16 protein-coding genes and 1 other RNA gene are annotated in these 12,169 nt (G+C 63.8%); 7 read left to right on the forward strand and 10 right to left on the reverse strand.

The genetic code is table 11. From position 1 onward, the window contains the following. Positions 1 to 4 precede the first annotated feature (4 nt). Together hisN and ACFMPD_RS10110 are read right to left on the reverse strand one after the other, a co-directional pair. Entirely contained in the window at positions 5 to 805 is an 801-nt protein-coding gene (gene hisN, locus ACFMPD_RS10105) for a histidinol-phosphatase (RefSeq protein WP_380993763.1), read from the reverse strand. A 53-nt stretch (positions 806 to 858) separates the two neighbouring features. Next, complete coding sequence (locus ACFMPD_RS10110) at positions 859 to 1,230, reverse strand: helix-turn-helix domain-containing protein (protein ID WP_380993765.1); 372 nt, start codon at positions 1,228 to 1,230, stop codon at positions 859 to 861. A gap of 336 nt (positions 1,231 to 1,566) precedes the next feature. Here ACFMPD_RS10110 and ACFMPD_RS10115 point away from each other — a divergent pair, with 336 nt between their 5' ends. Further along, complete coding sequence (locus ACFMPD_RS10115) at positions 1,567 to 2,529, forward strand: NADPH:quinone oxidoreductase family protein (RefSeq protein WP_380993766.1); 963 nt, start codon at positions 1,567 to 1,569, stop codon at positions 2,527 to 2,529. Between the two features lie 18 nt (positions 2,530 to 2,547). Here ACFMPD_RS10115 and ACFMPD_RS10120 read toward each other — a convergent pair whose 3' ends face one another. Continuing rightward, positions 2,548 to 3,426, reverse strand: a complete 879-nt coding sequence (locus ACFMPD_RS10120; protein ID WP_380993768.1) for a LysR family transcriptional regulator — start codon at positions 3,424 to 3,426, stop codon at positions 2,548 to 2,550. A 128-nt stretch (positions 3,427 to 3,554) separates the two neighbouring features. Between ACFMPD_RS10120 and ACFMPD_RS10125 the strand changes: the two genes are divergently transcribed. Then, entirely contained in the window at positions 3,555 to 3,761 is a 207-nt protein-coding gene (locus ACFMPD_RS10125; RefSeq protein WP_380993769.1) for a YjiS-like domain-containing protein, read from the forward strand. A 192-nt stretch (positions 3,762 to 3,953) separates the two neighbouring features. Continuing rightward, entirely contained in the window at positions 3,954 to 4,703 is a 750-nt protein-coding gene (locus ACFMPD_RS10130; protein WP_380993770.1) for a Bax inhibitor-1/YccA family protein, read from the forward strand. A gap of 327 nt (positions 4,704 to 5,030) precedes the next feature. On the opposite strand, the gene ACFMPD_RS10135 is transcribed toward ACFMPD_RS10130, so the two are convergent. Together ACFMPD_RS10135 and rpmG are read right to left on the reverse strand one after the other, a co-directional pair. Next, positions 5,031 to 5,495 (reverse strand): GNAT family N-acetyltransferase, encoded by a 465-nt coding sequence (locus ACFMPD_RS10135; RefSeq protein WP_380993772.1) that lies wholly within the window; start codon positions 5,493 to 5,495, stop codon positions 5,031 to 5,033. 96 nt (positions 5,496 to 5,591) lie between these two features. Next, positions 5,592 to 5,759 (reverse strand): 50S ribosomal protein L33, encoded by a 168-nt coding sequence (gene rpmG, locus ACFMPD_RS10140; protein ID WP_007814563.1) that lies wholly within the window; start codon positions 5,757 to 5,759, stop codon positions 5,592 to 5,594. A 233-nt stretch (positions 5,760 to 5,992) separates the two neighbouring features. Between rpmG and ACFMPD_RS10145 the strand changes: the two genes are divergently transcribed. The 3 genes from ACFMPD_RS10145 (at position 5,993) to ACFMPD_RS10155 (ending at position 7,283) form a co-directional block, all read left to right on the forward strand. Continuing rightward, positions 5,993 to 6,121, forward strand: coding sequence for a hypothetical protein (locus ACFMPD_RS10145; protein ID WP_380993775.1), 129 nt, complete (start codon positions 5,993 to 5,995; stop codon positions 6,119 to 6,121). A 97-nt stretch (positions 6,122 to 6,218) separates the two neighbouring features. Next, on the forward strand, positions 6,219 to 6,584 hold the full coding sequence (locus ACFMPD_RS10150; protein WP_380993776.1) for a hypothetical protein: 366 nt from the start codon (positions 6,219 to 6,221) through the stop codon (positions 6,582 to 6,584). Between the two features lie 366 nt (positions 6,585 to 6,950). Next, complete coding sequence (locus ACFMPD_RS10155) at positions 6,951 to 7,283, forward strand: GYD domain-containing protein (RefSeq protein WP_380993777.1); 333 nt, start codon at positions 6,951 to 6,953, stop codon at positions 7,281 to 7,283. A gap of 139 nt (positions 7,284 to 7,422) precedes the next feature. Here the strand turns inward: ACFMPD_RS10155 and rnpB are convergent. From rnpB to gatC, 5 genes are all read right to left on the reverse strand, one after another. Next, positions 7,423 to 7,822, reverse strand: an RNA gene (gene rnpB / locus ACFMPD_RS10160) — RNase P RNA component class A. 11 nt (positions 7,823 to 7,833) lie between these two features. Beyond that, on the reverse strand, positions 7,834 to 8,583 hold the full coding sequence (locus ACFMPD_RS10165; RefSeq protein WP_380993779.1) for an N-acetylmuramoyl-L-alanine amidase: 750 nt from the start codon (positions 8,581 to 8,583) through the stop codon (positions 7,834 to 7,836). Then, positions 8,534 to 9,307 (reverse strand): hypothetical protein, encoded by a 774-nt coding sequence (locus ACFMPD_RS10170; RefSeq protein WP_380993781.1) that lies wholly within the window; start codon positions 9,305 to 9,307, stop codon positions 8,534 to 8,536. The genes ACFMPD_RS10165 and ACFMPD_RS10170 overlap by 50 nt, the downstream gene beginning before the upstream one ends. A 41-nt stretch (positions 9,308 to 9,348) precedes the next feature. Beyond that, positions 9,349 to 10,836, reverse strand: a complete 1,488-nt coding sequence (gatA, locus tag ACFMPD_RS10175; RefSeq protein ID WP_380993783.1) for an Asp-tRNA(Asn)/Glu-tRNA(Gln) amidotransferase subunit GatA — start codon at positions 10,834 to 10,836, stop codon at positions 9,349 to 9,351. Beyond that, entirely contained in the window at positions 10,836 to 11,123 is a 288-nt protein-coding gene (gatC, locus tag ACFMPD_RS10180; RefSeq protein WP_380993903.1) for an Asp-tRNA(Asn)/Glu-tRNA(Gln) amidotransferase subunit GatC, read from the reverse strand. The genes gatA and gatC overlap by 1 nt, the downstream gene beginning before the upstream one ends. Before the next feature lie 320 nt (positions 11,124 to 11,443). On the opposite strand from gatC, the gene ACFMPD_RS10185 reads away from it, so the two are divergent. Then, on the forward strand, positions 11,444 to 12,103 hold the full coding sequence (locus ACFMPD_RS10185) for a hypothetical protein (protein ID WP_380993785.1): 660 nt from the start codon (positions 11,444 to 11,446) through the stop codon (positions 12,101 to 12,103). Positions 12,104 to 12,169: the final 66 nt, after the last annotated feature.

Genomic DNA, 12,169 nt, shown 5'->3' on the forward strand with positions numbered 1-12,169 from the left:
TCGATCAATTCCCGGGTGTTTGGCGCAGAATGTTCAGCGCCTCGGCGTGCAACGCGGCGTTGGCCGCAGCCAGAACACGCCCGCCGAGATGCGCCGGCCCGCCCTGCCAGTCGGTGACGATGCCGCCTGCCGCCTGGATCACCGCAATCGGCGCCTGAATGTCATAGGCATTCAGCCCGGCCTCGATCACCAGGTCGATCTGCCCCGCCGCCAGCAGCGCGTAGGCATAGCAATCCATGCCATAGCGGGTCAGGCGCGCCTGTGCGGCCACGGCCTCGAACCCGGCGCGTTCGGCCGGCGAGCCGACTTCGGGAAATGTGGTGAAAAGAATGGCCTGTTGCAGCCGCGAGTCGGGCCGGGTTGCCAATGTCATGGTGCCATGCGGACCGGTCATCTCGGCAATGCCGGGGCCGCCGATGAACCGTTCGCTGGTATAAGGCTGGTCGATCAGCCCCAGGACCGGACCGTTCTGGTCCGTCAGCGCAATCAACACACCCCAGGTCGGTGTGCCGCTAATAAATCCACGGGTGCCGTCGATCGGGTCGAGTACCCATTGCCGCCCGGATTCACCGGGAGTCTGGCCGAACTCTTCGCCCAGGATGCCGTCATCGGGGCGATGTTCGGTCAACAGGTCGCGCATCGCCTGTTCGGCTGCACGATCCGCGATTGTCACCGGGTCAAATCCGTCGCTGCGCTTGTTCTGCGCGGTCAGGCCCGGTTGTCGAAAATGCGGCAGGATGGCCGCACGTGCTGCATCCGCAAGCAGGTTCGCCAGGGTCAGATCGGAAAGGGCCGCAATAGTCATGCCCGTCCGACTGCCAGCCGATTGCCCGGATTGCAAGTCTCATCGCGTCGTCTTCAGGCCACTTCGCTGAGCACGCGCGCCAGTTCGAACAGCCTGCGCCGCTGATTCTCGGGAATGGCGTAATACGACCGCACCAGATCCAGCGCCTCTTTGTCGCCCATCAGATCGGCCGGCAGCATCGTCTTGCTGTCATCCTGTTTCTGTTCTTCGCCCAGACCTTCGAAAAAGAAACTGACCGGTACATCCAGTGCATCGGCAATGTCCCAGAGCCGCGAAGCGCTGACGCGGTTGGCACCGGTCTCGTACTTCTGGATTTGCTGGAACTTGATTCCAACCTGCTCTGCCAGTTGCTGCTGCGTCATGCCGATCAACCACCGGCGATGGCGCACGCGCTTGCCGACGTGCACGTCTACGGGATGAGTCATACGTTTCTCCTTTACCAACACTAGTCACGCTCGAGTCCGAAGGCCGGGATTTGCAGCCTCAGACTGCTCCGCTTCACCTTACCGATCACCGGTTTTGAACCCGTTCCACTCCACATGCGAATACTACGGGCTTTTTAGTTGAATTCAAGTCAAGCCACTCGCCGAAAACGGGACAACGCCCTGTTCTGGCACATGATTTGTGCTTGATTCGAAACAATAATTCTCAGCCAGCCCTGTTGCGGTGCGACAAAGGTGTTTTTTCGTTTTACCTTTGTGCCGGACTGTTTGACTTCCGGAAATCTTGCCCTCAAACTGTTAAAAACACAAGGATTTGTTGTGCTAGCCTATCAGATCGAAAGCCCGGGCGCCGCCGCCCGACTGAGCGAAATCGCGCCGCCCGAACCGGGACCGGGACAGATTCGCGTGAAAATTCGCGCCTGCGGACTGAACTTTGCCGACCTGTTGATCCAGGCCGGAAAATACCAGGATATCCCGGAACCACCGTTCACGATGGGAATGGAATTGTCCGGAATTGTGGATAAAGTGCACGATTCCGTGGACAATCTTTACGTAGGCGACCGCGTGGCGGTGTTCTCAGGTCAGGGTGGATTGGCACAACTTGGGGTATTTGATTCGGCCCGCGCCATCCGGATACCCGACAACATGAGCCACGAGCATGCCGCCGCCTTTCAGATCACCTATGGCACGAGCCACGTGGCGCTGGCACACCGGGCCCGCCTGCAACCCGGTGAAACCCTGCTGGTGACCGGCGCGGCGGGCGGGGTCGGGCTGACGGCCATCGAGATCGGCAAGCTGATGGGGGCCACCGTCGTCGCCCATGCCCGCGGCCCGGACAAGCTGGCCGTCGCGCAGGCCGCGGGGGCGGACCATCTGATTGATGACGCCGAGGATTTGCGCACCCGGCTGCGCGACCTGGGCGGCGCCGATGTCGTTTATGACGCCGTGGGGGGCGCGGCCTTTCAGGCGGCCTTTCGCGCCTGCAAGCCCGAGGCCCGGCTGTTGCCCATCGGCTTTGCCAGCGGCGACATCCCGCAGATCCCGGCCAATCACCTGCTGGTCAAGAACCTGTCAGTGCTGGGGGTCTATTTCGGTGGCTACCTGAAATTCCGCCCCGAGGTCGTGCATGAGAGCCTGGCCGAACTGATCGGCTGGTACAGCGCCGGCCGTCTGCGACCGCATATCAGCCACACGCTGCCGCTGACGCAGGTCGCCGAAGGTCTGGACCTGCTGCGCGCGCGCAAATCCACCGGCAAGGTGGTGATCCGGATCGACGACTGACCCAGTACCGACGGGCAATCAGCCGGCCGCCTTCAGGCGCGGCGATGAAACCGCTGAAAACGCGGCCTTGAGCAGGGTCGCCAGCGTCTGGACGGCTTCGGTTTCTGCGGTTTGCCGCGCATAGAAGTTGATGAAATGCAGCGGCAGGGGCGGCAGGCTGCCGTCGTGATCAACGACCTCCAGATGCGGCGGCTGGGTTCCGTCCAGCATCGCCATCACCGCCAGGTCGGCGGCAACGCCAGCCTCGATGCTGCGGTCGGAATCGCTGTCGATGGCCATGTTCCATTCAATCCCCGCCCCATCCAGCGCCCGCAGGACGATCGGCCGGAAGATACAGCTTCTTCCCTGTGCCAAATCCAGCGGCCGCTTGCGCCAGGCCGAACCGCAGGACGCGCCGATCCAGACCAGGGGAATCGCGCTGAGAACCTCGCTGCCCGCGACCTTCTCGGGTTCGGTTGTCAGCACCATGTCGCATTCCCCCCGGTCGAACCGGGCTTTCAGGTCGCGCGTATTGGCGGTGACAAGCTGGACCTTCATCCGGGGAAAGGCCCCGTTGAACTGTTTCAGCACGCGCGGGATCGCCGGATAGACGATGTCATGCGGCACCCCCAGCACGATCTCTCCCTCAAAGGCCTGATCGGTCAGCCGCCCAATCACCTCGTCGTTCAATGCCACCATCCGTCTTGCATAGGTCAACAGCTGTTCGCCCGAAGCCGTCAGCGCGACGCCCCGGCCAGACCGGTCGAGCAGTTCCAGGCCCAGCAGCTCTTCGAGCCGTTTCAGCTGCATCGACACAGCCGATTGCGTCAGGTTCACAAATCCCGCCGCGCGGGTGACCCCGCCCGTGTCGGCCACCGCCACGAACGACCGCAGGGTGGTGATGTCCAGATTTCTCATACATCACACTCCTTTATGAATGACCAAACAAATATTCGCTTTAAAGATATGCCATCAACCGCAATAAATATCAAGCATCGTGATGTTGCAATCAGCATACATCAAGCGTGGATGAAAGAACATATATCATGACCTATATTGCGAACACCCTGAATACGACCCGCCGCCCGACCCTGCGCAACCGCCTGTCGCGCGCCCTTGCTCTGTGGCGTCAGCGCCGGGCACTGGCCCGGCTGGACGCCGCCGCATTGCAGGATATCGGCGTGACCCGCACCGCTGCCCTGACCGAAGCCCGGCGTCCGGTCTGGGATGCACCGGCGAACTGGTATCGCTGATCCCGTTGACCTTTTCCCCGTCCCATTCCGCAGGCCTCGCCGACCCGGGCGCCAAAGGCCGCCCGTTTTGTCAAACTCGCGGTAAAGATTCCTGACGGAAATACTTGAAAAAGCCGGCCGGTCGCCCGATATTTGCCAAGACTGCCGTTGGAATAACTCTGACGGCTCCATCGTCTTTAACGGAGACCTTGAATGGCTGAATTCGACATCAACCGCGTGGCGGGCCGGACTGCGGCCGGAACGCGCACCGCCGTGATCGACGCGGGGCTGCGCGCGCATATGAACAAGGTCTACGGCACCATGTCCGTGGGCACGCTGCTGACCTTTCTGGTGGCCTGGGCCGTCGGCACCAGCCCGGCCCTGCTGGGCGCCTTCCGCGATCCCGTCACCCTGTCGCCCAACATCCTGGGCTGGATCGTCATGTTCGCGCCGCTGATCATGGTGTTTGCGTTCGGCGCCGCCATCAACCGGCTGTCCGCGTCCGGGGCGCAACTGTTCTTTTACGCGTTCTCGGCGGTCATGGGTCTGTCCATGGCCTGGATTTTCGTGGCCTTCACCGGCTATTCGATCGCGCAGATCTTTCTGATCACCTCGATCTCGTTCGCGGGACTGTCGCTGTGGGGCTACACCACGAAAAAGGACATCTCGGCCTGGGGATCGTTCCTGATCATGGGCGTGATCGGCCTGATCGTCGCCTCGGTGATCAACATCTTCCTGCAATCGCCGGCGATGATGTTCGCGATCTCGATCCTGGGTGTGCTGATCTTTGCCGGCCTCACCGCCTATGACACGCAGAAGATCAAGACCGAATATATCCAGCATGCGGCGCATGCGGACACCGAGTGGCTGAGCAAATCCGCGATCATGGGCGCGCTGACCCTGTATCTGGACTTCATCAACATGTTCATGTTCCTGCTGAGCATCTTTGGCAACAGGGAATAGGACGCTGACCAGACACGATACCAGGGGCCGGTCATCAGACCGGCCCTTTTTCGTTTCGGGATCGATCTGCTCAGCCGACCTTGCGCAACGACAATGCCGCCCCCCAAGCATGGCCATGGAGGCGACTGGATTCCGCGGCGGTCCGGAATGGCGGATGCCCTCGGGCCTTTCCGGCCGGACCGCCGCGATCGCACCTGACACAGGCAGGAGGGCGACAGAGGGTGCCAATCGGGCTGTATCCCGTCCCGTGCAATACGTGTGATCAGGCAGGCGCCGCCGCCGATCCGGGGGGGGGCGCCCTTGTCGCGGGCCGGTCGAACAGCGGCCTCAGGCGCTGAACTGCAGCTGCATGCGCAACGCGGGAAAGGCGATGCCGGGGCGTAACTCGATTTCCATCGGACCCCGCGTGACAAAGCCCAGCGCTGCATAAAAGGGTTCGGCGGTGCGGGTGGACCAGCATTCCATCCGGACCATCCCGGCCTCGCGCGCCTCGTTCAGACTATGAGCCACCACTGCGCGGCCAATGCCCCGGCGCAACAGGCGATCATCCGTGACCACGTGACGGATATGCCCCAGTTCCGCGTCGCTGCGATCGCGGGTCCAGCCGCCGGCGCCGACCAGCGCGTCCAGTTCCGTCACCGCGACATGATAGGTTCCGCTGGACAGCAGCGCCGGGTTCGCCCGGCTGATGATCGGCAGAGCGGTGACCAGCACCGAGGGCGGATAATCCGGTTTCAGCAGGCGCGGGTAGACACGGGCCAACAGCGCATCAACATCGGCCAGGTCATTCAACGTGCTTGGGCGTATCCGGATCTGCAAGACTGTACCCTTGAATCAAGAAGGGTCACGCGCTGGCGTGACCCATTCTTCCGGTCTGATCGGACAGGCTTACTTGATCTTGCCTTCCTTGTACTCGACATGCTTGCGGACCACCGGGTCGTATTTGCGGACGACCATCTTTTCGGTCATGGTGCGCGCGTTTTTCTTGGTCACGTAAAAGTGGCCGGTGCCTGCGGTCGAGTTCAGGCGGATTTTGATTGTGGTCGGCTTCGCCATGGTCTCTCTCCTGCAACGAAAGGCGCGTCCGGTCTTGGCCGCCCCATCGACATATGCGTATGAAGCTGCGCTTTTACCCGCGCGCTTGGCCGAGTCAACAGCGGAATTGCCAATTCCGCGGATTCACCGCCCCCAGCGCCGCAATGGCTCGAATTCTTTACAAATCTCGATTGCATCGGTAAGGTTCGCGCATATTTTGCGACCCAGTGTTTTTTTGACGGTTAGAGGTTTTCATGCGGTCTCGTCGCCTCCCCCCCTTTGCCATTGCCGTGATCCTGTGCGCCAGCCTGCTGGCCGCGAGTCAGCTGCTGATCCGCACCGGCAACACTGATGCCCAGCATTCGGCGCTGGCGATCCAATAGCGTTCCGCCCCGGTGCCACCCCGGGGTTTCTTGACTTAACGCCAAGTTGCCGTAACGTGTTCCCATTCTAGAACTCAACTTATAGGATGGATTAGTTATGCGCTTTCCCAGAATTCTGCTGGCCATTGCCCTTTGCGCGACGGCGCCGGTCGCAACGCCGCTATTTGCCGATGACGATTTTACCCGGATCACCTCGGACACCGACTTTCGAAAGCTCGTGGTTGGCAAGAAGGTTCAGTACGATTGGGGATATGTCGTCGCCAAGCGGAATGGCGCGTTGCGCGGCGAGGCAAACGGCAAAGCCCTGAAAGGCGCCTGGGCCTGGCGCGACGGGTTCTGGTGTCGCACACTGGAAACCCATCGGGCCGATACCGATTGTCAGGTTGCCGAGATCAACGGCAAACAGGTTCGGTTCACCCGCAAACGCGGCAAGGGAACTGCGGTCACTGGCAAAATAAAGTAAACAGTGACAGCGCGGTTTCTCTGGCACCGTTCACCCCGGTTCGGTCCGGGTCGACAACCGCGGCGGCGGTTCGAGCCGCTTCCATTTGCCCGCCGGCCTGCGGCCCTGCGGGTTTGGCAGCCCTGCCAAACCGTTGTAAGCTGAACCTGATCCAAGCGCCCGGAAAATCCGCAGAACGGGGCGCGCAGGGATCTGTGGGCGGGAAACCTGTGTCGGTGGCCATGCGGTAAATTCTTGTCGCTGGCCTGGAAGGACCGCGGTCTTTCATGCGTCTTGATCAGCGCGACGCCGTCAGGCTGGCGGCATCCGCATGCGCATGTTCTGATTGCCGTTGCTCCGAACCTGAAAATGCCAAAGGAGACCACCATGCCAACTTTCATCAGCTATATTTCCTACTCCCAATCCGGTGTTCAGGGATTGCTGAAAGATCCGAACGACCGCGCGGTCGCGCTGCAGAAACTGCTGGAGGATGCCGGCGGATCGGTGGTGGCGTTTTACATGACCACCGGCCCGAATGACGTGATCCTGATCTCGCGGATGCCTGACGAGGGCGACGCGGTTGCGGTGGGCATGGCCGTATCCGCGGCCGGGTCGGTCTCAAAGGTCGAGACGGTGCGGGCCTGGAGCAGTTCGGAATTCGTCGGGGTGATCCGAAAGGCCAGCCAGCTTGTCGACGCCTATACCCCGCCCGGCGGCTGACCACGGCATCTTGATCGGGCAGGTTCTGACCATGCGCTTTGCCCGGCGCATCTGTTCAGGGTCTCCGGCTCTGGGACTCATGCCTGGGCGGTACCTGTTGGGGGCATCTGCTGGAGGCGGCGCCGATCCGAGGCCAGACGTGCGCGGAGAGCCTGTAAGCCGGATTCTGTTCAGGGGTCGCCCCCTTTGATGACCATTCCTCTAGCGCGCGTGTCGCCACGCGCGTCTGGCTGCCAACCCGACCCCTCTTGGCCAAGACGGGCCTAGCGGCGGTTTCCCGTTGCCGGGACCGGTCCCGCGCGGGGGTCCTATTTGGCATTGCTCCTGGTGGGGCTTGCCGTGCCACCGCTGTTGCCAGCGGCGCGGTGGGCTCTTACCCCACCGTTTCATCCTTGCCGTGACCTGCACGGCGGTCTGTTTTCTGTGGCGCTGTCCGTCAGGTTGCCCTGCCCGGGCGTTACCCGGCACCAGTGTCTTGTGGAGTCCGGACTTTCCTCTCGGGCGGGTTGCCCCGCCCCAGCGGCCATCCGGCTCTCCGCGCCCTCGCGATCTAGGTGCTCTGTGCCGCTCCGTCAACGCCAAAGCGCCGCGCCAGATCGGCCGCCAGCGCCCGGTCGGCCCAGCAGAGCCGCCCGCTTGCCTGGGGTCTGAACCGGGCGCGAAAAGCCGCCAGCGTGGCCGCTGCGTCATCGACCGGATAGCCGAACCGAGCGGCATTGGACAGGAAATCGCTGTCAGTGTCTGGACCATGTGTGGCGCTGTTCCGGGCCTCGGGCCAGACCGCCAGCCCCTGCCGCGCCAGCCGCCGCCAGTCAAAGCGCGGGCCCGGGTCGGATTTGCGCTGTGGCGCCATGTCGGAATGGCCGATCACCCCCTGCGGCGCGATCCGCCAGCGCGCCATCAGACGCGTCACCAGCGCCTCGAGTGCTGCCATCTGCGGCTGCGCGAAAGGATGCGTGCCGCGATTGTCCAGTTCGATGCCGATCGAGCGCGAGTTCACGTCGCCCCGCCCCTGCCATTGCCCCGCACCCGCATGCCAGGCGCGCATGGTCTCGTCCACCATCTGCCAGACCTGACCATCGCCCGCGATCAGGAAATGCGCCGAGACCTGGGCGTCGGCATCGCATAGCCGCCGCAGCGCCGCGCCGGCGCTGTCCATGGCGGTATAGTGGATCACGATCAATTCCGGGCACAGCCCGTCCCGCCGGATCCCGAAATTCGGCGACGGATGCCAGATCGGCGTCACCGGATCAGTTATCGACCGCGCGGCGGAACGGTGCCGGGTCCCAGCTGCAGGCATAGCCGTCGCCATCCGGATCCAGCCCGTCGCCATCGCGCTGCGGTCCGCCATTGGCCAGAAATTCGATCTGTGCCAGATCAGCCGAGGCAAAGGCGGCGCAGTTGCGCGCAGCCCGGGCCTGCATGTTCACACCGCTGCGGCTGTAGATGCGGGTGCCGCGCGGATGCGCATTGGCCAGCGCATAGGCGACGATATTGGGCTGGGCCGACCCGCTGCGTTCGGGCAGTTCGGTGGGTTCGATCACGGTGTATTGCGCGCGGTTGCTGGCGATCCGGTCGGCATCGCTCTCAATCGAGCGGCTTTCGGACACCGCCGAGAAATCGTTCTCGGCCGACAGACCGGTCGAGGTGGTGACGGGCGCCGGGGCAGCCGGGTCCGCGCCGGAACTGGCCGCCAGGGCCGCTGCGGTCTGCGCGGCGATATCCGATCCGGTGCCGCTCTGAGCGGTGGTCGAACTGGCCGGGCTGCGCATGGGCGCGGCGGCCGGTGCCGTCGCATCCAGCTTGAGGCTGGACAGAGGCTGGGGCGGCGCCAGCCGTTCGATGCTGGCCGGTTCCCCCGCCAGTTCCGACTCGCGGGCCTGGGCCGCCTGCTGCTGCGCGCCCGCGTCGGGCGCCTGTGCCGCGCAGCCCGCCAATATGCCCATCAGGGCACTCAGGGTCAGGCCCAACCCGAGGCTCCGGGTCAGGCCCGGAGCCGGAGGAAACGGTGAGATCGGTCGCATGGCTGCCATCCTGCCGTTATTACCGGTTTCGCAGGCCAGACCTACCACCATTGGCCCGGCTTGGCCACAAAGCCGGCGGCGTTTTCCAGCGCCTGGGCGGTGTTCAGCAATTCGCCTTCCTGCCAGGGCCGGCCGATCAGTTGCAGCCCCAGCGGCAATCCCTGCGCGTCCAGCCCGGCAGGCACCGAGATGCCCGGCAACCCGGCAAGGTTGACCGTGACCGTAAAGACGTCGTTCAGATACATCCGCACCGGGTCGGCCTCGGTCATCTCGCCCAGCGCAAAGGCCGATGACGGGGTGGCCGGAGTCAGGATCGCGTCGATACCGGTGGCAAAGACGTCCTCGAAATCCTTCTTGATCAGGCTCCGCACCCGGCGGGCACGGTTGTAATAGGCATCGTAGAACCCGGCGCTCAGCACATAGGTGCCGATCATCACCCGGCGCTGCACCTCGTGACCGAACCCTTCGGCGCGGGTCTTCTCATACATCTCGGTGATGCCGTCGCCCTGCGCCAGCGTGGCGCGGTGGCCATAGCGCACACCATCATAACGCGCCAGGTTGCTGGAGGCCTCGGCAGGCGCGATCACGTAATAGGCCGGCAGCGCGTATTTCGTGTGCGGCAGGCTGATATCGACGACCTCGGCCCCGGCATCGCGCAGCATGTCGGCGCCATCCGCCCACAGCTTCTCGATCTCCGCCGGCATGCCGTCCATGCGGTATTCCCTGGGAATGCCGATTTTCTGGCCCTTGATGTCGCCGGTCAGCATGGCCTCGAAATCCGGCACCGGGATGTCGGCGCTGGTGCTGTCCTTGGGGTCGTGGCCGGACATGGCCTGCAGCATGATCGCGGCATCCCGCACCGATTTGGTCATCGGCCCGGCCTGATCCAGCGAACTGGCAAAGGCGACGATGCCCCAGCGCGAGCAGCGGCCATAGGTCGGCTTGATCCCGACCGTGCCGGTAAACGCGGCGGGCTGGCGGATCGAGCCGCCGGTATCGGTGCCGGTGGCCGCCAGGCACAGATCGGCGGCCACGGCGGCGGCCGAGCCACCGCTGGACCCGCCCGGGGTCAGGGCCGCCTCGTCATTGCCGCGCCGCCAGGGGCTGATCGCAGCGCCATAGGTGCTGGTCTCGTTGGACGAGCCCATGGCGAATTCATCCATGTTCAGCTTGCCCAGCATCACCGCGCCCGCGTCGGCCAGTTGCTGGCTGACGGTGGATTCATATTCCGGCAGAAAGCCCTGCAGGATGCGGCTGCCGGCCTGGCTGGGCACGCCGCGGGTGCAGAACAGGTCCTTGATGCCGATCGGCAACCCGCACATCGCGGGCGCGTCCCCGGCCCTGATGCGCGTATCCGCCGCCGCCGCGCGTTCCAGCGCGATCTCGGGCGTCTTGTGCACAAAGGCGTTCAGCGCGTCCGCCGCGTCGATAGCCGTCAGGCAGGCCTGAGTCAGCTCGACCGAGGTCGTTTCACCCTGGCGCAGCGCGTCGCGGGCATCGGCAAGGCCCATTTTGTTCAGATCAGACATCATTCCACCACCTTGGGAACCGCAAAGAACCCTTCACGCGCGTCGGGTGCGTTGGACAGCACCTTGGCCTGCTGGTCGCCATCCGTCACCACATCAGCGCGCCGCTTCAAGCGCTGCGGCGTGACGGATGTCATTGGCGCGACGCCGTCGACATCGACCTCGTTCAATTGCTCGATGAAGCCCAGGATCGTGTTGAACTCGGCGGCCAGTGCGGGCAGCGCGTCATCCTCGACCTTGATCCGGGCCAGCTTGGCCACCCGGGCGGCGGTGTTCTGATCAATCGACATGGGGGTCCTCATGCTGTGTCCTGGGGCATTTACCGCCGTGGCGTCCGGCTCGCAAGGGGCGCCGGCTTGTCCCGGCGGAGCGGCTGCGATCAGTTTGGCCCCGTCAACGGCAAGCGACGACAATCCGGCCCGGCGACCTTGGTCCGGGTCATCGGCCATGCCGATGAGGTTGTCTTGGTCGCCGACCGCGCCATCCAGAAACACTTGGCCCATTGCAATGCCGCAAAGTCCCGGCCGGGTTCCTGGTCTGACTGACGCCATGCGGCATCGTCTGTTCTGACGGGGCCGCACTGCCCACATAGGCCGGGCAACCGAATTTTTTGCGCGATCCTGATGGCATCGCGATTTTCGCGCGCCAGACCCGTAGCACAGAGCCCGCCCGGTCTGTGCGCACGTCGTCGCGCGCTCGGCACAGGGTACGGCAGTTTGTCGCCGCCCGATCCTCGGATAAGATACCCGATATGAGCCTTGGAGGCGCCATGTTCCATTCATCTGTCCGGACCTACCTGATCGCAGCGGCGTTGGTGCTGTTGCTGCCGGCCACGACCGCAGCAAGCGAGACCCGGACAGCCACAGGCCCACTGGACGGCCAGATTTTCATCGGTCATGTCGGCCCCGCCTCCGACCCTGATTTCGCGGAAGAACTGCACTTCAACCATGGACTGTTCTGGTCCAAGCTCTGCCTTGTCTGCGGCTATTCTCCCGGCCCGTATTGGACTCGGCAGGTCGGGACGGACGTGCAGTTTGTCGCGGAACTCCGTGGCCAGTCCGGCAGCACCTTTCGCTATCGGGGGGTGATCGCCAAGGACAGCGCCGCAGTCGACGTGCATTGGACAAAAGACCGCTGGTACTGGTCGATGGATCGCGATCTGGTGTTTCGCGGCCGCCTTGCCACCGACCGCACGGCCATATCGGCGGCAGATGCACGGCAGCGCGCCCGAGCCGCCGCGCAGGATACATTGCCGGAGTGGTGTCCATGAAACGGCGGCGCTGGGCTCTGGTGTTTGTCCTGTATCTGGTGGTGTTGCTGGGCGGCTGGTTTGCCG

The sequence above is a fragment of the Sedimentitalea sediminis genome (assembly GCF_042687825.1).
Lineage (GTDB): Bacteria > Pseudomonadota > Alphaproteobacteria > Rhodobacterales > Rhodobacteraceae > Sedimentitalea.